Below are 26,377 nucleotides of genomic sequence, written 5' to 3' on the forward strand. Positions count from 1 at the left end.
GGCGCTCCAGGAGCCGCCCCCTGCAAGTGCAGGGGGCGGCTCCTGGCGTTTTCCTCCCCGGGGTACGATCGCGCCCTTCGGTCAATTGACCGAATCACGAACTCCTTATCCCGAGGGGGGACTTAGGTGGGTACACCCACGTCCGGGAGCGGTCGTCACAGACGCCGGATACGTTTCGCTCTGCCCGTGGCCGCGGCCGGAATCGCCGCCGCCGTCACGGCCGCACTGATCTCGACCTCCGCCAGCGCGGCCACCCAGCCGGCGCCCACGGCCAAGCAGGTCGTCAGCACGCCGTCGCAGGCCGTCCTGAACAAGCGGATCGCCCGTGCGATCACCGCCGACAGCGGTACGACGGCCACGCAGAAGTCGACCGCCACCGCGAGCGGTTCGGCCGTCTCGCCGAAGATCATCGGTGGCGGTACGACCACCATCTCCGCGGCGCCGTGGATGGCCCAGCTCTGGTACTACGACGACAAGGGCACCACCAGCACCAGCGACGACGTCGGCTTCTTCTGCGGCGGCTCGGTCGTCTCGCCCACGAAGATCCTCACCGCCGCGCACTGCGTCAAGGGCTTCAAGTGGAGCACCACGGACTCCGCGGTCGTCACCGGCACCGCCTCGCTGCCCACCACCAACAGCGACGGCACCGCCAACCTGCACGGCGGCACCGCCACCGCCGTGACGCGCCAGTGGAACCACCCGTCGTACAGCCTGTCGGCCGACGGCGCCCCCAACAACGACATCGCCGTGCTCACCCTGGCGGTCCCCGTCAAGGCGACCCCGATCCGCATGACGACGAACACCGACACCGCGTCGTACACGGGCACGGCCGCCAAGACCGCCAAGGCCTACGGCTGGGGCCGGACCAGCTCCACCACGCAGGACATCTCCGACACGCTGAAGACGGCCACGCTGCCGATCGACTCGGACGCCACCTGCACCGCCGCCTACGGCAGCACCGACTTCGTCAAGGGCCACATGGTCTGCGCGGGCACCGCCGCCACCGGCAGCGACACCGGCACGACGACCACCTGCAACGGCGACTCCGGCGGCCCGCTGGTCGTCGGCGGCCGGATCGTCGGCGTGGTCTCCTGGGGTGTCGAGGACTGCGTCGCCAAGGGCGCCTACGCCGTCTTCACGAAGGTCAGCACCTACGTCGGTGCCGCCTACGCGCAGATCACCGACACCAACCTGAGCCTGTTCAACAGCCTCGAGGACGGCAAGGCCGACCTGTTCGCCCGCAAGTCGTCGACCAAGGTCGGCTACGAGCTGGACTCCAAGGGCACCTCGCTCGCCTCCCGCGCCTCCTGGGGCGACTGGAGCGGCGTCAACGTGATCCTGCAGGCCGACCTCGACCGCGACGGCTTCCAGGACCTCGTCTACCGTGTGGCCTCCACCGGCGACGTCTACTGGGACCACTTCGTGCTGAACAGTGCCCAGACCAGCGGCTCCTGGGCCTCGAAGAAGATCTTCTCCGGCTGGAAGACCCGCAAGGCGATCGTCATCCCCGGTGACCTCACCGGCGACTACCTGCCCGACGTGCTCTCCGAGGACTCCAGCGGCGTGCTGTGGCTGTACCCGGGCAAGGGCAACGGCACCTTCGCCGCCCGCGTCAAGATCGGCGGCGGCTGGAGCCAGTACAACCAGCTGCGCGGCTTCGGCGACTTCAACGGCGACGGCAAGGCCGACCTGCTGGCCCGCAGGAGCAGCGGCGGCGACCTGTACCTGTACAAGGGCACCGGCAAGTCCGGCACCGGCCTCTTCTCGGCCCGGGTGAAGGTCCGCTCCGGCTGGACGGGCTACAACACCCTCGCCGCGGTCGGCGACCTGACCGGCGACGGCAAGGCCGACTTCCTGGCCCGGACGACCGGCGGCACGCTGTACCTGTACCCGGGCACCGGCAAGGCGACCAGTGAGATCTTCGGCACAAGGAAGTCGCTCGGTACCGGTTTCCAGCAGTACGACATCTTCGGCTGACATGGCTGGTGAGCGGGGTTTCGCCCCACTTGCCCCGTGACCGGCGATCACGCAGTGTGCCCATCGCTCCACGCGGTGGGCACACTGCGTTGTGCAACCCTTTCCCGAGTTTCGCCGTCTGACCATGCGGAGCGACGATGGTCCGGATACGTGCCGATGATCCTGGTACGCCGGGCCTGACCCTGAAAGCAGGGGGTAACCGAGCAGTCGTACGAGAACAGAGGAGCCCATGTCCGCCGAGAGCACGCCTGGTCCTGGCATACCCGGGCCGGGTACGAATGCCACGAGCCACCGCAGGCCCCGAAGGGCGGGCCGCAGGGCGCTGCTCGTCACGGCCTGGACGGCGGCAGGCATCCTCGTCCTCGGCGGCGCCGGTGTCGGCTACCTGTACTTCAAGCTCAACGGCAACCTCAAGACCGTCGACATCAACCAGATGCTCGGCACCGACCGGCCCACCAGGGTCGACGACGGCTCCGAGAACATCCTGGTCCTCGGCTCGGACACGCGTTCCGGCGCCAACAAGAAGCTCGGCGGCGGCGCGGACGACGGCAGCGCCCGGTCCGACACGGCGATGATCATCCACATCTACAAGGGCCACAAGAAGGCCGCCGTGGTCTCCGTCCCCCGGGACACCCTGATCGACCGCCCGTCCTGCACCGACGCGCGGGGCACCACCCACTCCGCCGCTACCGGCGTGATGTTCAACTCCGCGTACTCCACGGGCGGCGCGGCCTGCGCGGTCAAGACCGTCGAGTCGATGACCGGCATCCGGATGGACCACTACCTGGAGGTCGACTTCTCCGGCTTCCAGAAGCTCATCGACGAACTCGGCGGGGTCAGGGTCTCCACCACGAAGGCCATCGACGACCGGGAGAGCCACCTCGACCTCAAGGCCGGCACCCACACGCTGAACGGCAAGCAGGCCCTCGGCCTCGTCCGCACCCGGCACGGCGTCGGCGACGGCTCCGACCTGGGCCGTATCCAGCTCCAGCAGGCGTTCGTCAAGGCCCTCGTCGACCAGATCAAGCAGGTGGGCGTCTTCACCAGCCCCAAGAAGCTGTACGACCTGGCGGACACCGCGACGAAGGCGGTCACCACCGACTCCGACCTCGGCTCGGTGAACTCCCTGATCGACTTCGCGAACGGCCTGAAGTCCATCGACTCCAAGAACATGCGCATGGCCACGATGCCGGTCGAGTACGACCCGTCGAACCCGAACAGGGTGATCGTGGCGAAGGCGAAGGCGAAGCTGGTGTGGAACGCCCTGAAGAACGACCGGCCGATCCCGGCCTCCGCCACGAAGGGGACGGCGACGGGGCAGGCCAAGGGGGTCGTGACGTCGTCGTGAGGCTGCGGCCCGGTGGGGGCCGGTCGCGCAGTTCCCCGCGCCCGCACGCGACGAAACCGTGGCACCCCCTCAGGCGCACCCTCCCGCCCTCGCGGAATAAAGATCAAAGCCCCCCGGTTTTGGGAGATACGGCCAGCCCTGGCAGACTGGTACGTCGGCCCCGGTTCACGCCCCGCAAGCCCGCGGTAGCGACCCGGTGCCCTCCCGATATCTAGGAGACACCTTGAAGCGCGAGATCCACCCCGAGTACGTCGAGACGCAGGTCAGCTGCACCTGTGGCGCGTCGTTCACCACCCGTAGCACGATCACCAGCGGCACCATCCGCGCCGAGGTCTGCTCCGAGTGCCACCCGTTCTACACGGGCAAGCAGAAGATCCTCGACACCGGTGGCCGTGTGGCCCGCTTCGAGGCCCGCTTCGGCAAGGCTGCCGCCGGCTCCAAGAAGTAGCGAGCCCCATTTCGCCGGTCCATGGCCACGCCCTCGCGGGGGCGTGCCCGGGACCGGCGTTTTTGGTCGCCCGCCTTCCCTTCCCACGCCGCAGCAGTATCAGGAGCCAAAAATGTTCGAGGCCGTCGAGGAACTCGTCGTCGAGCACGCAGACCTGGAGAAGAAGCTCGCCGACCCGTCGGTCCACGCCGACCAGGCCAACGCGCGCAAGCTGAACAAGCGCTACGCCGAACTCACCCCGATCGTCGCCACGTTCCGCTCCTGGAAGCAGACCGGCGACGACATCGAGACCGCGCGTGAACTGGCCGCCGACGACCCCGACTTCGCCGCCGAGGTCAAGGAGCTGGACAAGCAGCGCGACGAGCTCACCGAGAAGCTGCGCCTGCTGCTCGTCCCCCGGGACCCGTCCGACGACAAGGACGTCATCCTGGAGATCAAGGCCGGCGCCGGCGGCGACGAGTCCGCCCTCTTCGCCGGTGACCTGCTGCGCATGTACCTGCGGTACGCGGAGCGCGTCGGCTGGAAGACCGAGGTCATCGACTCCACCGAGTCCGAACTCGGCGGCTACAAGGACGTCCAGGTCGCCGTGAAGACCAAGGGCGGCCAGGGCGCCACCGAGCCCGGCCAGGGCGTCTGGGCGCGGCTGAAGTACGAGGGCGGTGTGCACCGGGTGCAGCGCGTGCCGGCCACCGAGTCGCAGGGCCGGATCCACACCTCCGCCGCGGGTGTCCTCGTGACGCCGGAGGCGGAGGAGGTCGACGTCGAGATCAACCCGAACGACCTCCGGATCGACGTCTACCGGTCCTCCGGGCCCGGCGGACAGTCCGTCAACACCACCGACTCCGCGGTGCGCATCACGCACATCCCCACCGGTGTCGTCGCCTCCTGCCAGAACGAGAAGAGCCAGCTGCAGAACAAGGAGCAGGCCTTGCGTATCCTGCGCTCCAGGCTGCTCGCCGCGGCGCAGGAGGAGGCGGAGAAGGAGGCCGCGGACGCCCGCCGCAGCCAGGTCCGCACCGTCGACCGCTCCGAGAAGATCCGCACGTACAACTTCCCGGAGAACCGCATCTCGGACCACCGCGTGGGCTTCAAGGCGTACAACCTGGACCAGGTCCTGGACGGCGACCTCGACGCGGTGATCCAGGCCTGCGTCGACGCGGACTCGGCCGCCAAGCTCGCGGCCGCGTAAGGCACGTACGCACGTACGGAACGTACGAGTTACGACACGGAGGACCAGCGTGAACCTGCTGCTCGCGGAGGTGGCCCAGGCCACCCAGCGGCTGGCCGACGCCGGCGTGCCCTCGCCGCGCACCGACGCGGAGGAGCTCGCCGCGTTCGTGCACGGCGTGAAGCGGGGCGCGCTGCACTCCGTCAAGGACTCCGACTTCGACGCCCGCTACTGGGAGGTCATCGCCCGCCGGGAGCAGCGCGAGCCGCTCCAGCACATCACCGGGCGGGCGTATTTCCGGTACCTCGAACTCCAGGTGGGCCCCGGCGTGTTCGTGCCGCGTCCCGAGACCGAGTCGGTCGTCGGCTGGGCCATAGACGCCGTGCGCGCCATGGACGTGGTCGAGCCCCGCATCGTCGACCTGTGCACCGGTTCCGGCGCCATCGCGCTCGCCCTCGCGCAGGAGGTCCCGCGCTCGCGCGTGCACGCCGTGGAGCTGTCCGAGGAGGCGCTCCAGTGGACCCGCAAGAACATGGCGGACTCCAGGGTCGACCTGCGCCAGGGAGACGCCCTGGACGCCTTCCACGACCTCGACGGCCATGTCGACCTGGTCATCTCGAACCCTCCGTACATCCCGCTCACCGAGTGGGAGTACGTCGCCCCCGAGGCCCGCGACTACGACCCCGAACTCGCCCTGTTCTCCGGCGAGGACGGCCTGGACCTGATCCGGGGCATCGAACGCACCGCGCACCGGCTGCTGCGCCCGGGCGGTGTCGTCGTCATCGAGCACGCCGACACCCAGGGCGGCCAGGTGCCGTGGATCTTCACCGAGGAGCGGGGCTGGGCCGACGCGGCCGACCACCCGGACCTCAACAACCGCCCCCGCTTCGCGACCGCCCGCAAGGCGCTGCCGTGAGCACCCCGCAGGCAGTGTTCTTCGAATTCCAGAATTCCGTGTACGAGGAGGCCCGCTAGACATGGCACGGCGATACGACACCAACGACGCGACCGACCGCGTGACGGGTCTGCGCGAGGCCGCGTCCGCCGTCCGCCGGGGCGAACTGGTGGTGCTGCCGACGGACACGGTGTACGGCATCGGCGCCGACGCGTTCACCTCGGAGGCGGTCGCCGACCTCCTCGACGCCAAGGGCCGGGGCCGCAACATGCCCACCCCCGTGCTGATCGGCTCCCCGAACACGCTCCACGGTCTCGTCACTGACTTCTCCGAGCTGGCCTGGGAGCTGGTCGACGCGTTCTGGCCGGGCGCCCTCACGCTGGTCGCCAGGCACCAGCCGTCCCTGCAGTGGGACCTGGGGGACACCCGCGGCACGGTCGCCGTGCGCATGCCACTCCACCCGGTCGCCATCGAGCTGCTCACCGAGGTCGGCCCGATGGCCGTCTCCTCCGCCAACCTCACCGGCCACCCGTCCCCGGAGACCTGTGACGCCGCGCAGGAGATGCTCGGCGACTCCGTCTCCGTGTACCTCGACGGCGGCCCGACCCCCGGCAACGTCCCCTCGTCGATCGTCGACGTCACCCGCGAAGTTCCGTTGCTGCTGCGCGCGGGCGCGATCTCGGCGGAGGAGCTGCGGAAGGTCGTACCCGACCTCGAGGTGGCGAATTGACAGCCCCTGACGCGGGGCGTGGCATAGGCAACGGGGAAAGCGCGGCGGAGATCACGACGACGTTCGTGGGGCTGCCGCGCGACAGCTTCCGCATCCTCCACGTCAGCACCGGCAACGTGTGCCGCTCGCCGATCACCGAGCGGCTGACCCGCCATCTCGTGACGGACCGGCTCGGCGCCTTTCTCGGCGGCGGGCTGGTCGTGGAGAGCGCGGGTACCTGGGGGCACGAGGGCGCGCCCATGGAAGCCAACGCGGAGGCGGTCCTCGCCGACTTCGGGGCGGACGCCTCCGGTTTCGTGGGCCGCGAACTGCTCGACGAGCACGTGATCCGGGCCGACCTGGTCCTGACCGCGACCCGTGACCACCGCGCCCAGGTCATCTCCATGGGCCACTCGGCGGGCCTGCGCACCTTCACACTGAAGGAGTTCACCCGGCTGGTCCGCGCGATAGACCCGGCGACGCTGCCGCCGACGTCGGAAGGCGTGGTCGTACGGGCCCGCGCGCTGGTGCGGGCGGCCGCCGCCCTCCGCGGCTGGCTCCTGGCACCGACGGCCGAGGCGGACGAGGTCTACGACCCCTACGGCGCCCCGCTGCCGTTCTTCCAGTCCATCGGCGACGAGATACACGAGGCCCTGGACCCGGTGGTCACGGCGCTCACCGGTGTTCCGGCGCGCATGTAAGTCCACGTTTCTGAGATCCGCACCCGGCGCTGCACGCCGTGCCCACCCCTTCCGCCCTGCGGAACGCCTGCCCACGGCGGTAGTGGCGCCCCGTAAGGGGCGCGGGGAACTGCGCGAGCAACCCCCACGCACCCGCAGTCGCGCGACCGGCCGCAACCACCCCCCGGTGGCGAAACTCCCAGAACCACGGTCGTACGCGTAAACCGCGCGACCACCCCGTACCGGGCCTACATTGGTCATACGTCCCCGTCGACCGCCCGGAGCCCCTCATGTCGGTCACCTCTGCCCTCGTCGAGGGCGATCTGTTGCGCAGGCAGGATCCGGAGCTGGCCGAGATCCTGCTGGGGGAACTGGCCCGGCAGTCGACGTCGTTGCAGCTGATCGCCGCCGAGAACTTCACCTCGCCGGCCGTGCTGGCCGCGCTGGGCTCGCCGCTCACCAACAAGTACGCAGAGGGGTATCCGGGCACCCGGTACCACGGCGGTTGCGAGATCGTGGACGTGGCCGAACGGCTCGCGGTCGACCGGGCCAAGGCGCTGTTCGGCGCCGCGCACGCCAATGTGCAGTCCCACTCGGGTTCGTCGGCCGTACTCGCCGCGTACGCGGCCCTGCTGCGGCCCGGGGACACCGTGCTGGCCCTGGGGCTGCCCTACGGCGGTCATCTCACGCACGGCTCGCCGGCCAACTTCTCCGGCCGCTGGTTCGACTTCGTCGGGTACGGGGTGGACGCCGAGAGCGGGCTCATCGACCACGACCAGGTCCGGGCGCTGGCCCGCAGCCACCGGCCCAAGGCGATCGTGTGCGGGTCCATCGCCTACCCCCGGCACATCGACTACGCCTTCTTCCGCGAGGTCGCCGACGAGGTGGGCGCCTATCTGATCGCCGACGCCGCCCATCCCATCGGGCTCGTCGCCGGGGGAGCGGCACCGAACCCGGTGCCGTACGCCGACGTCGTGTGCGCGACCACGCACAAGGTGCTGCGCGGGCCGCGCGGCGGAATGCTGCTGTGCGGTGCCCCCGAGCTGGCCGAGCGGCTCGACCGGGCGGTGTTCCCGTTCACGCAGGGCGGTGCGCAGATGAACGCCGTCGCCGCGAAGGCGGTCGCGTTCGGGGAGGCGGCAACACCGGCGTTCACCGCGTACGCCCATCAGGTGGTCGCCAATGCGAGGGTTCTCGCGGACGGGCTGGCGCAGGCGGGACTGGTCGTCACGACCGGGGGCACCGACACGCATCTGATCACCGTCGACACCGCGCCGCTCGGCGTCGACGGGAAGGCCGCCCGGGGGCGGCTCGCCGCCGCCGGGATCGTGCTGGACTGCTGTGCCCTGCCGCACGGCGACGCGCGGGGGCTGCGGCTGGGCACCGCCGCCGTCACCACACAGGGCATGGGGGAGGCGGAGATGACCCGGATCGCGGCGTTGCTGACGGGCGTGGTGAGCGGTGTCACGGACGTGGGGAGGGCGCGTGACGAGGTGCGCGAGCTCACCGGTAGATTTCCGCCGTATCCCGGGTGAGACGGGGTAGGCGCAGCGTCGTACACCCGGTTGTACGCCCGGCTCACAGCCTTGCGTGCAACCATCGTCGCTACCCGGAAGTCCCCATACATATGCGTCCCTCGCTAGGGTGTGGGGCTGTGATGGCCAGCGAGACATGTGGGGAAGCCTGTGCGTGAATACCTGCTGACGCTCTGCATCACGGCCGCGGTGACGTACCTGCTGACAGGGCCGGTACGGAAGTTCGCGATCGTGGCGGGGGCCATGCCGGAGATCCGGGCACGTGACGTGCACCGGGAGCCCACTCCGCGGCTCGGCGGGATCGCGATGTTCTTCGGCCTGTGCGCGGGGCTGCTCGTCGCCGACCACATGTCCAACCTCAACGAGGTCTTCGCGAAGTCGAACGAGCCGCGGGCGCTGCTCTCCGGCGCCGCGCTGATCTGGCTGATCGGTGTGCTCGACGACAAGTTCGAGATCGACGCACTGATCAAGCTGGGCGGTCAGATGATCGCCGCGGGCGTCATGGTCATGCAGGGTCTGACGATCCTGTGGCTGCCCATCCCGGGCGTCGGCACGGTGGCGCTGACCCCGTGGCAGGGCACCCTGCTGACGGTGGCGCTGGTGGTCATCACGATCAACGCGGTGAACTTCGTCGACGGCCTGGACGGCCTGGCCTCCGGCATGGTGTGCATCGCCGCCGCGGCGTTCTTCATGTACGCCTACCGGATCTGGTACTCGTACGGCATCGAGGCCGCCGCCCCGGCCACCCTGTTCTCCGCGATCCTGATGGGCATGTGCCTGGGCTTCCTGCCGCACAACATGCACCCGGCGCGGATCTTCATGGGCGACTCCGGGTCGATGCTGATCGGCCTGGTGCTGGCCGCCGGCGCGATCTCGGTCACGGGCCAGGTCGACCCGGACGTCATGAACCTGTTCGCCGGGTCCGAGCGCAACGCCGTCCACCAGATGGTGCCCGTCTACATTCCGCTGCTGCTGCCGCTGACCATCATCGCGGTGCCGGCCGCCGACCTGGTCCTGGCGATCGTGCGGCGCACCTGGCGCGGCCAGTCGCCGTTCGCGGCGGACCGGGGGCACCTGCACCACCGGCTCCTGGAGATCGGCCACTCGCACAGCCGGGCCGTGCTGATCATGTACTTCTGGTCGGCGCTGATCGGCTTCGGCGCGCTGGCCTACTCGGTGAACTCGGCGTCCATGTGGATCGTGCTCGGCGTGGTCTTCCTCAGCGCGGTCGGCCTGGGGCTGCTCCTGCTGCCGCGGTTCACGCCGCGGGCGCCGCTCTGGGCGCAGGCCGTCGTGCCCCCTCGCTACCGGCGCCGCGGGGCGGTCCAGCCGGCCGAGGAGCCGGCGGCGGCAACCGCCGAGGTCACGGCGTCCACCGAGCAGGAGGAGCCGGAGAAGCCGTGCGACGACGAGTACCGATCCCCGTTGCCCACCGGAGCGGCTCCGCTGAACGGCGTGACCACGGCCCCGGCGAACGGCGCGACCAAAGCCCCGGTGACCGGCGTGAGCAATGCCCCGGTGGCCGGCGCGACCGCGGCCTCGGTCAACGGCGCGACCGCCATCGGAGCCCGTTCGCGCTTCCTGAACCGGAGCCCTTCCGAGACCTCTCGCTGACCCCGCCAAGGTAAGAATCTGACTAGAGCATTGCCAAGTCGTGGGGGACCAAACACCCCCAATACCAGACACAACGGCCGGGTTTTCGCTCAGACGCGCAGGTTCACTCTCATGTGTGACAGCGAGCACACCTACCAGGTAAAGACCTCATCAAATAGTTTGTGATACGGTTCACGAGAACCCCGGACAGAGTCGAAGGACCCGACTGCGACGGTCCGTCAGCGTGAGGTCTTCGACCCTCCGACCGGGACTACGCTCGTCCATGACGACACCTGCCCCCTGTGAAAGCGGAGTTGCCGCCATGCCGTCCAATGACGCCCGGAACCTGGCCCAGGCCGCCGTACCCACGGCCGCCGTCGGCGTGCTCGCCGCCGTCGTCAGCGGAGTGGTCGCGGGTGGCAAGGGGGCGATCGGGGCGCTCGTCGCGACGGTGATCGTGATCCTCTTCATGGGAATCGGTCTCTACGTCCTGCAGCGCACCGCGAAGTCGTATCCCCAGCTCTTCCAGATGATGGGCCTGATGCTCTACGCGGCCCAGTTGCTGCTGCTGATCATCTTCATGGCCGTGTTCAAGAACACGACGCTGTTCAATCCCCGGGCCTTCGCCATCGTGCTGGTGGTCACCACGCTCACGTGGATCACCGCGCAGACCCGTGCCCACATGAAGGCCAAGATCCTCTACGTCGAACCCGAGAAGTCTGAAAAGTCCGAGAAGACCGGACAGTCCTCGTGAGAGGTAGGGCCGGGATAAAGGCGCACGAGAGATGCTGCTATCGTCCGGTGCCAACTGCGGCATCGCGGGCGCGGGCATCTGAGCTGACGCCTGCTCAATCGCGAGGCGAGATGCCCCCCAGCCGCCCCCACATCCGTAACACCAGTCCCGTGCCGAACCGCGGCCCTGCGCCGCGCCGACACAACGAGGTTGCCGTACCCATGCGCCACGATGAAGGAGCCCGCGGTGAGTGCTGACCCGACGCAGACGCTCGCTTTCGACACGAGCTGTCACCTGTTCGACGGGTGTGGCTTCCCGGCTCCGGGCCTCCACTCGTTCCTGTTCAAGCCGCTCTTCGGCGACGCGGACAGCAACCTGTACTTCAACAAGACGATGCTGCTGGCGCTGCTCGGGTCGATCGTCATCGTGGGCTTCTTCTGGGCCGCCTTCGCCAAGCCGAAGGTCGTCCCGGGCAAGCTCCAGATGATCGCCGAGACCGGCTACGACTTCGTCCGGCGCGGTGTCGTCTACGAGACCATCGGCAAGAAGGAAGGCGAGAAGTACGTTCCGTTCGTCGTCTCGCTGTTCTTCTTCATCTGGATGATGAACCTCTGGTCGATCATCCCGGTCGCCCAGTTCCCGGTCACCGCGATCATCTCGTACCCCGCGGCCCTGGCCGGCATCGTCTACATCACGTGGGTCGCGCTCACCTTCAAGCGCCAGGGTTTCGTCGGCTTCTTCAAGAACGTCACCGGCTACGACAAGACCCTCGGCGCGGTGCTGCCGCTCTCGATGACGATCGAGTTCTTCTCGAACCTCATCGTCCGGCCCTTCACCCACGCCGTACGACTCTTCGCGAACATGTTCGCCGGTCACACCCTGCTGCTGCTCTTCACGATCGCCAGCTGGTACATGCTGAACGGCATCGGCATCGCGTACTCCGGTGTCTCGTTCGTCATGGTCCTCGTGATGACCGCCTTCGAGCTCTTCATCCAGGCTGTCCAGGCCTATGTCTTCGTACTGCTGACCTGCAGCTACATCCAGGGCGCGCTCGCCGAGCACCACTGAGCGCCAACCCGTCCCACCACTCATGACATCCGGTGGCCAACCCCCACCGGTCCTTGAAAGAGAAGGAAGAACCGGCATGTCCGCTCTTGCGCAGGCCACCCTCGCCGCCACCCAGATCAAGGGCAACCTCGGCTCGATCGGTTACGGCCTCGCCGCGATCGGCCCGGGCGTCGGCATCGGCATCATCTTCGGCAACGGCACGCAGGCGCTCGCCCGCCAGCCCGAGGCGGCCGGTCTGATCCGCGCCAACCAGATCCTCGGCTTCGCCTTCTGTGAGGCGCTCGCCCTGATCGGTCTGGTCATGCCGTTCGTCTACCCGACCTCCTGACCCGACCGTCGCGCACCAATAGACGAAAGGCACTGATATGAGCCCCCTGGTTCAGCTCGCGGCTGAGGAGGCCGAAAACCCCCTCATCCCGCCGATCCCAGAGCTCGTCATCGGCCTGATCGCCTTCGTCATCGTCTTCGGCTTCCTCGCCAAGAAGCTCCTTCCGAACATCAACAAGGTTCTGGAGCAGCGCCGCGAGGCGATCGAGGGCGGTATCGAGAAGGCCGAGGCCGCGCAGACCGAGGCCCAGAGCGTCCTCGAGCAGTACAAGGCGCAGCTGGCCGAGGCCCGGCACGAGGCCGCGCGCCTGCGCCAGGAGGCTCAGGAGCAGGGCGCCGCGCTCATCGCCGAGATGCGCGCCGAGGGCCAGCGGCAGCGCGAGGAGATCGTCGCCGCCGGTCACGCGCAGATCGAGGCCGACCGCAAGTCCGCCGCGCAGGCGCTCCGTCAGGACGTCGGCCACCTGGCCACCGACCTGGCCGGCAAGCTCGTCGGCGAGTCCCTCGAGGACCACGCCCGGCAGAGCCGTGTGATCGACCGCTTCCTCGACGAGCTTGAGGAGAAGGCCGAGGCCGCCCGATGAACGGCGCGAGCCGCGAGGCCCTGGCAGCCGCACGTGAGCGACTCGACGCGCTGACGGACTCCACGTCCGTGGACGCGACGCGGCTCGCCGACGAGCTGGCGGCCGTCACCGCGCTGCTCGACCGCGAGGGCGGCCTGCGCCGGGTCCTCACCGACCCGGCGCAGGCCGGCGAGGCCAAGGCCGAGCTGGTCCGGCGCCTGATCGGCGGCCAGGTCTCCGAGACCACCGCCGACCTGGTGTCCGGCCTGGTCCGCTCCCGCTGGTCGCAGTCGCGCGACCTGGTGGACGCGCTGGAGGAGCTGGCGAACACCGCCGACCTCACGGCCGCGGAGAAGTCCGGCACGCTGGACGACGCCGAGGACGAGCTGTTCCGGTTCGGCCGGATCGTCTCCTCGAGCACCGAGCTGCGCGCCGCGCTCACCGACCGCAAGGCCGGCGGCGCCGCGAAGACCGAGCTGCTGCACCGGCTGCTCGGCGGCCGCGCCAAGCCGGTCACCGAGCGTCTGGTCACGCGCCTTGTGACCGTGCCGCGGGGACGTAGCCTGGAAGCGGGCCTGGAGGCCCTCTCCAAGCTCGCCGCGGAGCGCCGCAGCCGCGTCGTCGCCGTCGTCACCTCCGCGGTGCCGCTGAGCGAGCCGCAGAAGCAGCGCCTGGGCGCCGCCCTCGCGAAGCTCTACGGCCGCACGATGCACCTCAACCTCGACGTCGACCCCGCGGTCGTCGGCGGGATCCGGGTGCAGGTCGGTGACGAGGTCATCAACGGTTCCGTCGCGGACCGCCTTGAGGACGTCGCCCGCCGCATGGCGAGCTAGCACCAACTCAAGAAGCAGTACGTACTTACGGCCCTGGTTGGGCCGTGCAGAAGAATCCTGGGGGTCGCCCCCAGACCCCCCAAGTGAAACTTCGGGCCCAACAAGGAGAGCAGGGAACCCAGATGGCGGAGCTCACGATCCGGCCGGAGGAGATCCGGGACGCGCTGGAGAACTTCGTCCAGTCGTACAAGCCGGACGCGGCCTCGCGCGAGGAGGTCGGTACGGTCACCCTTGCCGGCGACGGCATCGCGAAGGTCGAGGGTCTTCCCTCGGCCATGGCCAACGAACTGCTGAAGTTCGAGGACGGCACCCTCGGCCTCGCGCTGAACCTGGAAGAGCGCGAGATCGGCGCCATCGTCCTCGGTGAGTTCAGCGGCATCGAGGAGGGTCAGCCGGTGCAGCGCACCGGTGAGGTCCTCTCCGTCGCGGTGGGCGAGGGCTACCTCGGCCGCGTCGTCGACCCGCTCGGCAACCCGATCGACGGCCTCGGCGAGATCGAGACGTCCGGCCGCCGTGCCCTGGAGCTGCAGGCTCCCGGCGTCATGGCCCGTAAGTCGGTGCACGAGCCGATGGAGACCGGCTACAAGGCCGTCGACGCGATGACCCCGGTCGGCCGCGGCCAGCGTCAGCTGATCATCGGCGACCGCCAGACCGGCAAGACCGCCCTGGCCGTCGACACGATCATCAACCAGCGCGACAACTGGCGCTCGGGCGACCCGAAGAAGCAGGTCCGCTGCGTCTACGTCGCCATCGGCCAGAAGGGCTCGACCATCGCCTCCGTGCGTGGCGCTCTGGAAGAGGCCGGCGCGCTGGAGTACACGACCATCGTCGCCGCCCCGGCGTCCGACCCGGCCGGCTTCAAGTACCTGGCGCCGTACACCGGCTCGGCCATCGGTCAGCACTGGATGTACGACGGCAAGCACGTCCTCATCATCTTCGACGACCTCTCGAAGCAGGCCGACGCCTACCGCGCCGTGTCGCTGCTGCTGCGCCGCCCGCCGGGCCGCGAGGCCTACCCGGGTGACGTCTTCTACCTGCACTCCCGTCTGCTGGAGCGCTGCGCCAAGCTCTCCGACGAGATGGGTGCCGGCTCGATGACCGGTCTGCCGATCGTCGAGACCAAGGCCAACGACGTCTCGGCGTTCATCCCGACCAACGTCATCTCCATCACCGACGGCCAGTGCTTCCTGGAGTCGGACCTGTTCAACGCCGGTCAGCGCCCCGCGCTGAACGTCGGTATCTCCGTCTCCCGAGTCGGTGGTTCCGCGCAGCACAAGGCGATGAAGCAGGTCTCCGGCCGTCTGCGTCTGGACCTGGCCCAGTACCGCGAGCTGGAGGCGTTCGCCGCCTTCGGTTCCGACCTGGACGCCGCGTCGAAGTCGCAGCTGGAGCGCGGTCAGCGTCTGGTCGAGCTGCTCAAGCAGGCGCAGTACCAGCCGATGCCGACCGAGGACCAGGTCGTCTCCGTGTGGGCCGGCACCACCGGCCGGATGGACGACGTCCCGGTCTCCGACATCCGCCGCTTCGAGAAGGAGCTGCTTGAGTACCTGCACCGCAAGGAGCAGGGCCTCATGACCTCCATCAAGGAGGGCGGCAAGATGTCGGACGACACCCTCACCGCTGTTGCCGACGCGATCGCCGACTTCAAGAAGCAGTTCGAGACCTCGGACGGCAAGCTTCTCGGCGAGGACGCCCCGGCCGCGGCCAAGTGACGTAAGGAAGGGACCTGACTCATGGGAGCCCAGCTCCGGGTCTACAAGCGTCGCATCCGATCCGTCACCGCGACCAAGAAGATCACCAAGGCGATGGAGATGATCGCCGCCTCGCGTGTGGTCAAGGCGCAGCGCAAGGTGCGGGCCTCCGCGCCGTACGCGACCGAGCTCACCCGCGCGGTCACGGCGGTCGGTACCGGGTCGAACACCAAGCACCCGCTGACCACCGAGGCGGAGACGCCGACCCGTTCCGCGGTCCTGCTCCTCACGAGCGACCGCGGTCTGGCCGGCGCGTTCAACTCCAACGCCATCAAGGCCGCCGAGCAGCTGACGGCGCGCCTTGAGGCGGAGGGCAAGGAGGTCGACACCTACATCGTCGGCCGCCGCGGTCTGGCCCACTACAACTTCCGCGAGCGCAAGGTCGTGGAGTCGTGGTCGGGCTTCACCGACGAGCCCTCGTACGCGGACGCCAAGAAGGTCGCGGCGCCGCTGATCGAGGCCATCGAGACCGAGACGGCGGACGGTGGGGTGGACGAACTCCACATCGTCTACACCGAGTTCGTGTCGATGATGACGCAGACGGCGCTCGGCGACCGGCTGCTGCCGCTCAGCCTCGACGAGGTCGCGGAGGAGGGCGCCGCCAAGGGCGACGAGATCCTCCCGCTGTACGACTTCGAGCCCTCGGCGGAGGACGTCCTCGACGCCCTGCTGCCGCGCTACGTGGAGAGCCGCATCTACAACGCGCTCCTCCAGTCGGCGGCTTCGAAGCACGCCGCCACGCGGCGCGCGATGAAGTCGGCCACCGACAACGCGGGCGAGCTGATCAACACGCTCTCCCGTCTTGCCAACGCGGCCCGCCAGGCCGAAATCACCCAGGAAATCAGCGAGATCGTCGGTGGCGCCAGCGCCCTGGCCGACGCGACCGCGGGGAGTGACCGATAAATGACCACTGTTGAGACCGCGACGGCCACGGGCCGCGTCGCCCGGGTCATCGGCCCGGTCGTCGACGTGGAGTTCCCCGTCGACGCGATGCCGGACATCTACAACGCCCTTCACGTCGAGGTGGCCGACCCGGCCAACGCCGGCGAGAAGAAGACGCTGACCCTGGAGGTCGCCCAGCACCTGGGTGACGGCCTGGTCCGCACCATCTCCATGCAGCCCACCGACGGTCTGGTCCGCCAGGCCCCGGTCACCGACACCGGCGACGGCATCACCGTCCCGGTCGGCGACTTCACCAAGGGCAAGGTGTTCAACACCCTCGGTGACGTGCTGAACGTCGACGAGCAGTACGAGGGCGAGCGCTGGTCCATCCACCGCAAGGCCCCGAACTTCGACGAGCTCGAGTCGAAGACCGAGATGTTCGAGACCGGCGTCAAGGTCATCGACCTTCTCACCCCGTACGTCAAGGGTGGAAAGATCGGTCTGTTCGGCGGTGCCGGCGTCGGCAAGACGGTGCTCATCCAGGAGATGATCTACCGCGTCGCCAACAACCACGACGGTGTCTCCGTGTTCGCCGGTGTCGGCGAGCGCACCCGTGAGGGCAACGACCTCATCGAGGAGATGGCCGACTCGGGCGTCATCGACAAGACCGCCCTGGTCTTCGGCCAGATGGACGAGCCCCCGGGCACCCGTCTGCGCGTCGCGCTGGCCGGCCTCACCATGGCCGAGTACTTCCGTGACGTCCAGAAGCAGGACGTGCTGTTCTTCATCGACAACATCTTCCGCTTCACGCAGGCCGGTTCCGAGGTCTCGACCCTGCTCGGCCGCATGCCCTCCGCGGTGGGCTACCAGCCGAACCTGGCCGACGAGATGGGTCTCCTCCAGGAGCGCATCACCTCGACCCGTGGTCACTCGATCACCTCGATGCAGGCGATCTACGTCCCCGCGGACGACCTGACCGACCCGGCCCCGGCCACGACCTTCGCCCACCTCGACGCGACGACGGTGCTCTCCCGTCCGATCTCGGAGAAGGGCATCTACCCGGCCGTGGACCCGCTGGACTCCACGTCCCGGATCCTGGACCCGCGCTACATCGCGGCGGACCACTACAACACCGCGATGCGCGTGAAGACGGTCCTCCAGAAGTACAAGGACCTCCAGGACATCATCGCGATCCTCGGTATCGACGAGCTCGGCGAGGAGGACAAGCTCGTCGTCCACCGTGCCCGTCGCGTGGAGCGCTTCCTGTCCCAGAACACCCACGTCGCCAAGCAGTTCACCGGCGTCGACGGGTCGGACGTCCCGCTGGACGAGTCGATCGCCGCGTTCAACGCGATCATCGACGGCGAGTACGACCACTTCCCGGAGCAGGCGTTCTTCCTGTGCGGTGGCATCGAGGACCTCAAGGCCAACGCCAAGGAGCTGGGCGTCTCCTGAACACCCTGAGTTCTCCGGAACTCCTTGTGTTCTTCGTGTGAGGGGGCGGGCGCGTCCCGCCCCCTCACGCACGCCTACTAGAATTGACCCCAACACCCGGCGCCCCTGCCGGGTGGTGACCCGAGGAGCCACCCTTGGCTGCTGAGCTGCACGTCGAGCTCGTCGCCGCGGACCGCCAGGTCTGGTCCGGCGAGGCCACCCTGGTCGTCGCGCGCACCACGTCCGGCGACATCGGCGTCATGCCCGGTCACCAGCCGCTGCTCGGTGTGCTGGAGTCGGGCCCGGTGACCATCCGTACGAGTGATGGTGGAACGGTCGTCGCCGCGGTGCACGGCGGTTTCATCTCGTTCGCGGACAACAAGCTCTCGCTGCTGGCCGAGACCGCCGAGCTGTCGGACGAGATCGACGTCCAGCGCGAGGAGCGCGAGCTGGAGCGCGCGAAGGCGGAGGGCGACGCCACCGCCGAGCGGCGCGCCGACGTCCGTCTGCGGGCGGCGACCGCGCGCTGACACACTGCACGTATGCGTTGACGTAACTCAGCCGCGGCTGGGACCGGAGCCACTTCGGTCCCAGCCGCGGCTGAGGTAGATCTGGGTCTTTTTACGTTCCATTACCTAGGAGACGAGGAGGTCGGTGCCGATGGTCCTCGCTCTGACTGTGGCCGGAATCGTGGTCGTGCTGGTGGTGGTGGGACTCTTCCTGTTCGGCCTGCGCCGCAGACTGATCCAGCGCTCCGGCGGCACCTTCGACTGTTCCCTGCGCTGGGACGTCCCCGAGAAGACGGACACCAGCGGCAAGGGCTGGAGCTACGGCGTCGCCCGCTACAACGGCGACAGCGTCGAGTGGTACCGCGTCTTCTCCTACGCCTACCGCCCCCGCCGGGTCCTGGAGCGCGACCGGATCGAGGTGACCGGCCGCCGCCTCCCCGAGGGCGAGGAGGAGCTGGCCCTGCTCTCCGACGCCGTCATCCTCGCCTGCACCCATCGCGGCACCCGCCTCGAACTCGCGATGAGCGAAGACGCGCTGACCGGATTCCTCGCGTGGCTGGAAGCAGCCCCGCCCGGTCAGCGCGTCAATGTCGCTTAGGACACTTTTTCCTCAGGGGGCTACGACAGCCCGGAGTTGATGGCGCTCACCAGCTCGCCGTTGCTGGTGTCGCCGCTGAACTCCCAGAAGAACGCGCCGCCGAGGCCCTGGGACTTCGCCCAGCTCATCTTCCCGGCGATCGTCGACGGGGTGTCGTACGACCACCAGTTGGTGCCGCAGTGCGCGTACGCCGTGCCCGCGACGGTGCCGGTGACCGGGCAGGACGTCTTGAGGACCTTGTAGTCCTCGATGCCCTGCTCGTAGGTGCCGGCCGCCGCGCCGGTGGCCGTGCCGCCCGGCGCGTCCTGGGTGACGCCGGTCCAGCCTCTGCCGTAGAACCCGATGCCGATCAGCAGCTTGCTCGCCGGCACGCCCTGCGCCTTGAACTTGGCCATGGCGTCGGCCGTGTCGAAGCCGGCGGTCGGGATGCCGGTGTACGAGGTGAGCGGGGAGTGCGGGGCGGTCGGGCCGGTGGTCGCCCAGGCACCGAAGAAGTCGTACGACATCACGTTGTACCAGTCGACGTACTGGGAGGCGCCCGCGTAGTCGGTCGCGTCGATCTTGCCGCCGGCGGAGCCGTCGGCCGTGGTGGCCGCGGTGACCAGGTTGTTCGAGCCGAACTTGGCGCGCAGCGCGGACATCAGGTTCTTGAAGGCCGCCGAGCCGCTGGTGTCGCAGCTCAGCCCGCAGGCGTTCGGGTACTCCCAGTCGATGTCGATGCCGTCGAAGACGTCGGCCCAGCGCGGATCCTCGACCAGGTTGTAGCAGGAGTCCGCGAACGCGGTCGGGTTGGCCGCCGCCTGCGCGAAGCCGCCGGACCAGGTCCAGCCGCCGAAGGACCACAGGATCTTGATGTTCGGGTACTTGGCCTTCAGCTCGCGCAGCTGGTTGAAGTTGCCGGCCAGCGGCTGGTCCCAGGTGTCGGCGACGCCGCTGACCGACTGGTCGGCGGTGAACGTCTTCTGGTAGTCCGCGTAGGCGTCGCCGATCGCGCACTGGCCGTTGGTGACGTTGCCGAAGGCGTAGTTGATGTGCGTGATCTTCGCCGCGGACCCGGAGGTCACCAGGTTCTTGACCTGGTAGTTGCGGCCGTAGATGCCCCACTCGGTGAAGTAGCCGAGCTTGACCTTGGAGCCGGTGGTCGGGGGAGTGGTCGTACCGCCGGTGGTGTGGACGGCGACCGCGCCGCTGACCGGTCCCGTCTGGTTCGCGGTGTCGCGGGCCTGGACCGTGTACGAGTAGTCGGTGCCGGCCGTGAGACCCGAGTCGGTGTACGAGGTGGTGGTCACCGTGGAGACCACCGTGCCGTCGCGCAGGACGTCGTAGTTCTTGACGCCGTTGTCGTCGGTGGCGGCGGACCAGCTCAGCTTCACCGAGGTGTCGGTGACGCCGGACGCGGTCGGGGTGCCGGGCGCAGAGGGCGCCGAGTCGCCCGGGGTGGTGGTACCGCCGTCGCAACTCGCCCCGTTGACGAGGCAGTTGCTGGGCGATCCGGAACCGGCGCCGTTGAAGCCGAAGGAGACGGAGGCGCCGGGGGCGAGGGAGCCGTTGTAGGACTTGTTCTTGGCGGTCCAGTGGGTCCCGGAGGAGGTGACGTCCGCGTCCCACGCGGAGGTCACCGAGGTTCCGGAGGGGAAGTCCCACTCGACGGTCCAGGAGCTGATGCTGGCGGTACCGGTGTTCTTGACGGTCCACTGGCCGCCGAAGCCGGTACCCCAGTCCTGGGTCTTGGTGTAGGTCGCGGTGGCGGACGTCGCGGCCTGGGCTGGGCTTGCGAGGCCCACCAGACCGGCCAGGGGGAGCACCAGCGTCGCGAGCCCTGCCGCGACTCTGTGTCTGAAGCGCATGCTGCGCCTCCCTCTCGATCGGGGATGACGTGGGCATGACTGAGCCTTCATGCCCATGGTGCCGCGAGAATAGAAAGGTCTGGACCACCGGTCAATAGGTCTGGACCACTCTTGTATACGGCCGTCGGATCCCCAACTCCCGTACCGGGGGCGGAGTTACCGCTCCCCGCCCGGGACCCACAGCACGTCCCCGACGTCCTTGTTGGCGGTACGGGCGAGGATGAACAGCAGGTCCGACAGCCGGTTGAGGTAGGTCGCGGTCAGCGGGTTCATCACCTCGCCGTGTGCCTCCAGCGCGGCCCACGTCGACCGCTCGGCCCGCCGTACGACCGTGCAGGCCTGGTGGAGCAGGGCCGCCCCCGGGGTGCCGCCCGGGAGGATGAAGGAACGGAGCTTCTCCAGCCGCTCGTTGAAACGGTCGCAGTCCGCCTCCAGCTTGTCGACGTAGAACTGCTCGACCCGCAGGGGCGGGAACCCGGGGTTCTCCACCACGGGGGTCGACAGGTCCGCGCCGACGTCGAAGAGGTCGTTCTGCACCCGGGTGAGCACCGCGACGACCTCCTCCGCCAGGCCGCCCAGCGCGATCGCCGTCCCGATCACCGCGTTCGCCTCGTTGGCGTCGGCGTATGCCGAGATCCGCAGATCGGTCTTGGCGACCCGGCTCATGTCCCCGAGGGCGGTGGTGCCCTGGTCGCCGGTCCTGGTGTAGATACGCGTGAGATTGACCATGTGGCCAGCGTAAAGCCGTCCCCGGTGGCGTGACGTGACGGTTGTCTCACGTCCTGAGACCGTGACACGCGTTACTTACCGGGTTTCCCGGCCCTCGACGAGCGCTAGGGTCCCGCCCAAGAGGCATACCTCAACAGCGTGTAAGGGGAGCGGAGTGGCACGGAAGCTTGCCGTCATCGGTGCCGGCCTGATGGGTTCCGGCATCGCCCAGGTCGCCGCGCAGGCCGGCTGGGACGTGGTCCTGCGAGACGTCACCGACGAGGCACTGGACCGTGCCGTCGGCGGCATCCAGGCCTCGTACGACAAGTTCGTGAGCAAGGGGAAGCTGGAGGCGCACGACGCCGACGCCGCCCTGGCCCGCATCACCACCACCACCGACCTGGACGCGGTCGCCGACGCGGACATCGTGGTCGAGGCCGTCTTCGAGAAGCTGGAGGTCAAGCACGAGATCTTCCGTGCGCTCGACAAGATCGTGCGTCCGGAGGCCGTACTCGCCTCCAACACCTCGGCCATCCCGATCACCAAGATCGCGGCGGCCACCGAGCACCCCGAGCGCGTCGTCGGCGTCCACTTCTTCTCGCCGGTGCCGATGATGCAGCTCGTGGAGCTGGTCCGCGGCTACAAGACCAGCGACGAAACCCTCGCCACCGCGCGGGAGTTCGCCGAGTCCACCGGCAAGACCTGCATCGTCGTCAACCGGGACGTCGCCGGTTTCGTGACGACCCGGCTGATCTCGGCGCTCGTCGTCGAGGCCACCAAGCTGTACGAGTCGGGCGTCGCCACCGCCGAGGACATCGACCTCGCCTGCAAGCTGGGCTTCGGTCACGCCATGGGCCCGCTGGCCACGGCCGACCTCACCGGCGTCGACATCCTGCTGCACGCCACCAGCAACATCTACACCGAGTCGCAGGACGAGAAGTTCGCCCCGCCGGAGCTGATGCGCCGGATGGTTGACGCCGGTGACATCGGGCGCAAGAGCGGGCAGGGCTTCTACACGTACTGAAACATCAGTACGTAGACACTCTGACCGCCTGTCAAAACGCACAAACCCCAGAGGTTTCACCCTCTGGGGTGAATTCGGTATCGGTTCGCTTACAGATGGCAACCTCTGGCCGGCGAACGCAGTCAGACGTTGCAATACCGGACAACACTTTCACGGAGTAGGACACGCACTCTCGGGGAGCGCATATGTACATCAGGGGCGACCACGCCGAGCTGGTCGTCGGGGGCCGCCTCGACGTCCGCAGCGCGGCGGACGCCCGTACGGTCCTGCACTCGGCCGTCGACGACGGAGTCGGCGATCTGGTGCTGGACCTGTCCGAGCTGGACTCCTGGGACGCCACCGGACTCGGGGTGATCATGGGTGCCCACCGGCGGGCCGGCCGCTGCGGCCGCCGCCTGGTGCTGCGCGGCGTACCGCCGCAGATGCAGCGCCTGCTGGTGGCCACCCGGCTGCACCGGATCCTGGCGATCGAGGGGGGTATCGGGGTGGAGTCGCTGCCCCGGGTGTGACACCGGGACCCGGCGGCCGGCTGTGCCGCGGTGACCGGGGGCCGGCTGTGCCGCGGTGACCGGCTGTGCGGCGGTGAACTGTCGGGACACGGCGATCCGGTGTGAACCGGGCGACGGGGGTGACCCGGTCGGACGGCGCGCATGCGCACGTCAGACGCAATCCTCACGAGACCGTGATGTCTCGGACGGCGCGGTACCCCGGACTGTCGTAGATACTGTGCGAAGGTTTAAGGTTCGGTCGCCCGCCGCCCTTGCCACCCTTCGAGCGCGGGCCCGGACCAGAAGCGACAGCGCGGTGTGCAACAGGCCGGGAGGGGCCGGTATTCACGGCACACGACGCTTTTGGGGGGCTAGGAACCTATGGACCCGATCAACCCGGGACCCGAGGGGTACGGCCAGGACGGCGACGGCAGCACGCCGCGCCAGCGCCCGCCCAGGGAATCCCTCACCACCGACTTCGGTCAGAGCACGCCGGCGACGGCCCGCACCACGCGGCTGGTCACCGGCGAATTCCTGCTGACCGTCAATCCCGTCGACGGCAGTGAGATAGAACCCTGCCCGCCGACCGAACGCCCCGCCGGGCCGGAGAAACGCACCGCCGCCGAGCGCGCCGAGTACGAGCGCGCCGTCCGGCCGCCGGTTCCGCCCGGTCCCGCCCGGCCCGAGCTGCCGCTCCTGGAACGCCAGGACGACCGAGAGCGGCTCGTCCGGCTCCTGGCCCGCGGCCGCTCGGTGCGGCTCACCGGGCCCTCGGGCTCCGGCCGCACCGCACTCCTCGACCTGGTCGCCGACGACTGCTCCGACCTCGCCCCCGACGGCGTGGTCCGCCTCAACGGCTTCCACCGCACGCCCGAGGACCTGCTCCACGACCTCTTCCACGCCGTCTACAAGGCGCCCGCGCACCGCCCGGACCACGACGAGCTCCTCGCACTGATCCGGGACATCGGCGCGGTCGTCGTCCTCGACGACGTCGAGTTCGGCGGCGCCGGGCTCGACGAACTGGTCGACGCCACCCCCGAGTGCGCCTTCCTGATCGGCGCCACCCCGGACGTGCCGGCGCCCTCCGCCGACTCCGCCGTCGAGGAGGTCTTCCTCGACGGTCTGGACCGGGCCGGCGGTGTCGACATCCTGGAGCGCACGGTCGGCCGCGTCCTCACCGAGGAGGAGGCCAACTGGGCCGGAGACCTCTGGTTCGAGTCCGAGGGCCTGCCCCTGCGGTTCGTCCAGGCGGGCGCGCTGCTGCGCCAGCGCGACCAGGTACGGGCCAGCACGGGCGCCGTGGACGAGTTCGGCGTCTTCGCGTCCGGCATGTCCGATCCGTCTGACCTGTCCGGGCTGTCCGACCTGCCGGTCGAGGCGGCCCTCGACGACGAGGCGAGCGACGGGATCCCGCTCCCGTCCCTCGGTGAGGCCGCCGCGCCCGCCCCGCTGCTCGCCTCCCGGCTCAGCGCCTCCGCCCGGGCCACCCTGCGCTTCGCGGTCGCCCTCGGCGGCGAGGTGCCGCACCAGGCGCATCTGCCGGCCCTCGTGGGCGACACCCACGCGGACGCGGCCCTCGGCGAACTCGCGGGCTGCGGACTGGTCTCCCCGGTGGGCTCCCGCTACCGGCTCGCCGCGGGCGTCCTGCAGCAGCTGGAGGCCGCCGGATACGCCGACGACGCGGCGGCCCAGGCCCTCACCGCCGCCCAGCACTACGGCTGGTGGGCCGGGCACCCCTCGGTCACCCCGGAGCGGGTCTGTGCCGAGTCCGACGCGATCCTCGCCGCACTGACGGTGGTCGTCCCCGAGACGGTGCCGCCGGCGGAGGACGAGGAGAGCACGCCGGTACGACTGGCCCGCACGGCCGCGCCCGCGTTCGCGGCGGGGCTGCACTGGAGCGCCTGGGAACGCGCCCTGCGGGCCGGCGCCGAGGCCTCCCGCCTCGCCGGTGAGGTCGGCGAGCAGGCCTACTTCCACCACGAACTCGGCATATTCGCGCTCTGCGGCGGCTGGCTCGACCGGGCGCGGGCCGAGCTGGAGGCCTCGATCGGGCTGCGCGGGGCGCTCGCCGACAAGCGGGGTACGACGGCCGGCCGACGGGCCCTCGCCCTGGTGGCCGACCGTTCGGGCGAGGTCATCCCGGTCGCCGCGATGGCGGGCGACGAGATTCCCGACGCCCGTCACGAGGAGTCCATATCCCCGGCCGGCGGCGTCACCACGCCCTTCCCCGCGGTCCACTCGCCGGCCTCGGACACGCTGGTGACCCACAGGGTCCCGGGGCAGCCGACGTCGTCCCAGGGCGGCGGGGGCGGCCTGGTCCGCATGGCCCGCCGCAACCTGGTGGCGGTGGGCGCGGGCGTGCTCCTGACGGCCGTCCTGGGCACCGTGGTCACCCTCGGCATGACCTCCGACAACAACGCCGACAACCCGTCGAACAACGTGAGCGTCAACCCGTCGGCGAGCGAGGGCACGGGCGACGGCAGCCTGGGCGCCGACCCCGGCCAGACCTCGGGCACGGGCGACACCGGCACGGTCACCACCAAGCCGACGGACCCGGGCCCCGACGGCACCCTCGGCACCTCGGACGACCCGACCCCGCCCTCGGACACACAGACGCCTTCGGCTTCGGCCACGGGAACGAAGGGTTCGTCGGGCGGCGGCACGACACACTCGCCGTCGGCATCGCCCTCGAAGTCGCCTTCACCTTCGAAGTCGACGTCACCGAGCCCGTCGAAGTCCGAGTCCCAGTCGGCGAGCCCGTCGCCGTCGCCCTCGTCATCGGCCCCGAGCGAGACCCCGTCCACCAGCAACTCGGCGAGCGGTCCGGCCTCCGACTCCCCGAGCGTCGCGACGTCGAGCGCATCGGAGAGCAGCAGCACGGGAACCTCGACCGGCACCCTGATCTGAGACCCGGCGTCCCACGCTCGACCGCGGGACGCCCACACCCCATTTCAAGGAACCGCCGCCGAGCCCGGCTCAGGCCGGTCCGGCACCGCCGGTCACTGCCGTGGGGGCTGGGTGCCGTTGCGGCGGTGTTGGGGGGTGGGCGGTGCAACTTGTCCGGCCCGTGTCCCTGCGCCGCCCGCACCGGACCCGCCGCGACGGCGCTCGGCCACGATGGTGCGGACCGGCGGTGCCGGACCCGGCTCGGGGCGGTTCGGCAGCGCCGGTCACTGCCGTGGGGGCTGGGTGCCGTTGCGGCGGTGTTGGGGGGTGGGCGGTGCAACTTGTCCGGCCCGTGTCCCTGCGCCGCCCGCAC

24 protein-coding genes are annotated in these 26,377 nt (G+C 69.5%); 22 read left to right on the plus strand and 2 right to left on the minus strand.

All coding sequences use genetic code 11. The annotated features are described in order from the left end of the window. The first annotated feature begins 186 nt into the window (after positions 1 to 186). From ACFY6U_RS46000 to ACFY6U_RS46090, 19 genes are all read left to right on the plus strand, one after another. The gene (locus tag ACFY6U_RS46000) at positions 187 to 1,977 is read left to right on the plus strand and encodes a trypsin-like serine protease (RefSeq protein ID WP_390048223.1); all 1,791 of its coding nucleotides are present in this window, start codon (positions 187 to 189) and stop codon (positions 1,975 to 1,977) included. A gap of 229 nt (positions 1,978 to 2,206) precedes the next feature. Next, complete coding sequence (locus ACFY6U_RS46005; RefSeq protein WP_390048224.1) at positions 2,207 to 3,325, plus strand: LCP family protein; 1,119 nt, start codon at positions 2,207 to 2,209, stop codon at positions 3,323 to 3,325. A gap of 223 nt (positions 3,326 to 3,548) precedes the next feature. Further along, positions 3,549 to 3,773 carry a 50S ribosomal protein L31 gene (gene rpmE / locus ACFY6U_RS46010; RefSeq protein ID WP_030049623.1) on the plus strand — a complete coding sequence of 75 codons (225 nt, stop codon included), beginning with the start codon at positions 3,549 to 3,551 and terminating at the stop codon, positions 3,771 to 3,773. Positions 3,774 to 3,885: 112 nt separating this feature from the next. Next, positions 3,886 to 4,962, plus strand: coding sequence for a peptide chain release factor 1 (prfA, locus tag ACFY6U_RS46015; protein ID WP_390048226.1), 1,077 nt, complete (start codon positions 3,886 to 3,888; stop codon positions 4,960 to 4,962). Positions 4,963 to 5,011: 49 nt separating this feature from the next. Next, the gene (gene prmC / locus ACFY6U_RS46020; protein WP_351497093.1) at positions 5,012 to 5,857 is read left to right on the plus strand and encodes a peptide chain release factor N(5)-glutamine methyltransferase; all 846 of its coding nucleotides are present in this window, start codon (positions 5,012 to 5,014) and stop codon (positions 5,855 to 5,857) included. Between the two features lie 61 nt (positions 5,858 to 5,918). Next, a complete protein-coding gene (locus ACFY6U_RS46025) occupies positions 5,919 to 6,566 on the plus strand; it encodes an L-threonylcarbamoyladenylate synthase (RefSeq protein ID WP_189268510.1) in 648 nt (215 codons plus the stop codon). Beyond that, entirely contained in the window at positions 6,563 to 7,246 is a 684-nt protein-coding gene (locus ACFY6U_RS46030; RefSeq protein WP_093499065.1) for a protein-tyrosine-phosphatase, read from the plus strand. The genes ACFY6U_RS46025 and ACFY6U_RS46030 overlap by 4 nt, the downstream gene beginning before the upstream one ends. Positions 7,247 to 7,515: 269 nt before the next feature. Further along, the gene (glyA, locus tag ACFY6U_RS46035) at positions 7,516 to 8,760 is read left to right on the plus strand and encodes a serine hydroxymethyltransferase (RefSeq protein WP_390048229.1); all 1,245 of its coding nucleotides are present in this window, start codon (positions 7,516 to 7,518) and stop codon (positions 8,758 to 8,760) included. Positions 8,761 to 8,910: 150 nt separating this feature from the next. Continuing rightward, positions 8,911 to 10,374 carry an MraY family glycosyltransferase gene (locus ACFY6U_RS46040; RefSeq protein ID WP_390048230.1) on the plus strand — a complete coding sequence of 488 codons (1,464 nt, stop codon included), beginning with the start codon at positions 8,911 to 8,913 and terminating at the stop codon, positions 10,372 to 10,374. Positions 10,375 to 10,675: 301 nt separating this feature from the next. Continuing rightward, on the plus strand, positions 10,676 to 11,107 hold the full coding sequence (locus ACFY6U_RS46045; RefSeq protein ID WP_294011071.1) for a hypothetical protein: 432 nt from the start codon (positions 10,676 to 10,678) through the stop codon (positions 11,105 to 11,107). Positions 11,108 to 11,317: 210 nt separating this feature from the next. Continuing rightward, positions 11,318 to 12,154 carry a F0F1 ATP synthase subunit A gene (gene atpB, locus ACFY6U_RS46050; protein WP_093499061.1) on the plus strand — a complete coding sequence of 279 codons (837 nt, stop codon included), beginning with the start codon at positions 11,318 to 11,320 and terminating at the stop codon, positions 12,152 to 12,154. A gap of 76 nt (positions 12,155 to 12,230) precedes the next feature. Beyond that, on the plus strand, positions 12,231 to 12,482 hold the full coding sequence (gene atpE / locus ACFY6U_RS46055) for an ATP synthase F0 subunit C (RefSeq protein WP_093499060.1): 252 nt from the start codon (positions 12,231 to 12,233) through the stop codon (positions 12,480 to 12,482). Between the two features lie 37 nt (positions 12,483 to 12,519). After that, positions 12,520 to 13,065, plus strand: coding sequence for a F0F1 ATP synthase subunit B (locus tag ACFY6U_RS46060; RefSeq protein ID WP_133025280.1), 546 nt, complete (start codon positions 12,520 to 12,522; stop codon positions 13,063 to 13,065). Further along, positions 13,062 to 13,877 carry a F0F1 ATP synthase subunit delta gene (locus ACFY6U_RS46065; RefSeq protein ID WP_390048233.1) on the plus strand — a complete coding sequence of 272 codons (816 nt, stop codon included), beginning with the start codon at positions 13,062 to 13,064 and terminating at the stop codon, positions 13,875 to 13,877. Before ACFY6U_RS46060 ends, ACFY6U_RS46065 begins: the two co-directional genes overlap by 4 nt. 122 nt (positions 13,878 to 13,999) lie before the next feature. Continuing rightward, on the plus strand, positions 14,000 to 15,589 hold the full coding sequence (atpA, locus tag ACFY6U_RS46070) for a F0F1 ATP synthase subunit alpha (protein ID WP_351497084.1): 1,590 nt from the start codon (positions 14,000 to 14,002) through the stop codon (positions 15,587 to 15,589). Between the two features lie 21 nt (positions 15,590 to 15,610). Then, a complete protein-coding gene (locus tag ACFY6U_RS46075; RefSeq protein WP_365693159.1) occupies positions 15,611 to 16,531 on the plus strand; it encodes a F0F1 ATP synthase subunit gamma in 921 nt (306 codons plus the stop codon). Then, positions 16,532 to 17,965, plus strand: a complete 1,434-nt coding sequence (gene atpD, locus ACFY6U_RS46080; protein WP_351497080.1) for a F0F1 ATP synthase subunit beta — start codon at positions 16,532 to 16,534, stop codon at positions 17,963 to 17,965. Between the two features lie 134 nt (positions 17,966 to 18,099). Further along, a complete protein-coding gene (locus ACFY6U_RS46085; protein WP_181805896.1) occupies positions 18,100 to 18,474 on the plus strand; it encodes a F0F1 ATP synthase subunit epsilon in 375 nt (124 codons plus the stop codon). A gap of 130 nt (positions 18,475 to 18,604) precedes the next feature. After that, positions 18,605 to 19,051 carry a DUF2550 domain-containing protein gene (locus ACFY6U_RS46090; protein WP_390048236.1) on the plus strand — a complete coding sequence of 149 codons (447 nt, stop codon included), beginning with the start codon at positions 18,605 to 18,607 and terminating at the stop codon, positions 19,049 to 19,051. A 20-nt stretch (positions 19,052 to 19,071) separates the two neighbouring features. Here ACFY6U_RS46090 and ACFY6U_RS46095 read toward each other — a convergent pair whose 3' ends face one another. Continuing rightward, entirely contained in the window at positions 19,072 to 20,898 is a 1,827-nt protein-coding gene (locus tag ACFY6U_RS46095; RefSeq protein ID WP_390048238.1) for a glycosyl hydrolase family 18 protein, read from the minus strand. Between the two features lie 156 nt (positions 20,899 to 21,054). Continuing rightward, the gene (locus ACFY6U_RS46100; RefSeq protein ID WP_390048239.1) at positions 21,055 to 21,627 is read right to left on the minus strand and encodes a cob(I)yrinic acid a,c-diamide adenosyltransferase; all 573 of its coding nucleotides are present in this window, start codon (positions 21,625 to 21,627) and stop codon (positions 21,055 to 21,057) included. Positions 21,628 to 21,781: 154 nt separating this feature from the next. Here ACFY6U_RS46100 and ACFY6U_RS46105 point away from each other — a divergent pair, with 154 nt between their 5' ends. The 3 genes from ACFY6U_RS46105 to ACFY6U_RS46115 all read left to right on the plus strand — a co-directional run bounded on the left by ACFY6U_RS46105 (position 21,782) and on the right by ACFY6U_RS46115 (position 26,025). After that, complete coding sequence (locus ACFY6U_RS46105) at positions 21,782 to 22,630, plus strand: 3-hydroxyacyl-CoA dehydrogenase family protein (RefSeq protein ID WP_390048240.1); 849 nt, start codon at positions 21,782 to 21,784, stop codon at positions 22,628 to 22,630. A gap of 185 nt (positions 22,631 to 22,815) precedes the next feature. Then, positions 22,816 to 23,139, plus strand: coding sequence for an STAS domain-containing protein (locus ACFY6U_RS46110; RefSeq protein ID WP_030672301.1), 324 nt, complete (start codon positions 22,816 to 22,818; stop codon positions 23,137 to 23,139). 360 nt (positions 23,140 to 23,499) lie between these two features. Continuing rightward, positions 23,500 to 26,025 (plus strand): ATP-binding protein, encoded by a 2,526-nt coding sequence (locus ACFY6U_RS46115; protein ID WP_390048241.1) that lies wholly within the window; start codon positions 23,500 to 23,502, stop codon positions 26,023 to 26,025. The last annotated feature ends 352 nt before the right edge of the window (positions 26,026 to 26,377 follow it).

This window comes from Streptomyces sp. NPDC013157 (assembly GCF_042899865.1).
Classification (GTDB): Bacteria; Actinomycetota; Actinomycetes; order Streptomycetales; family Streptomycetaceae; genus Streptomyces.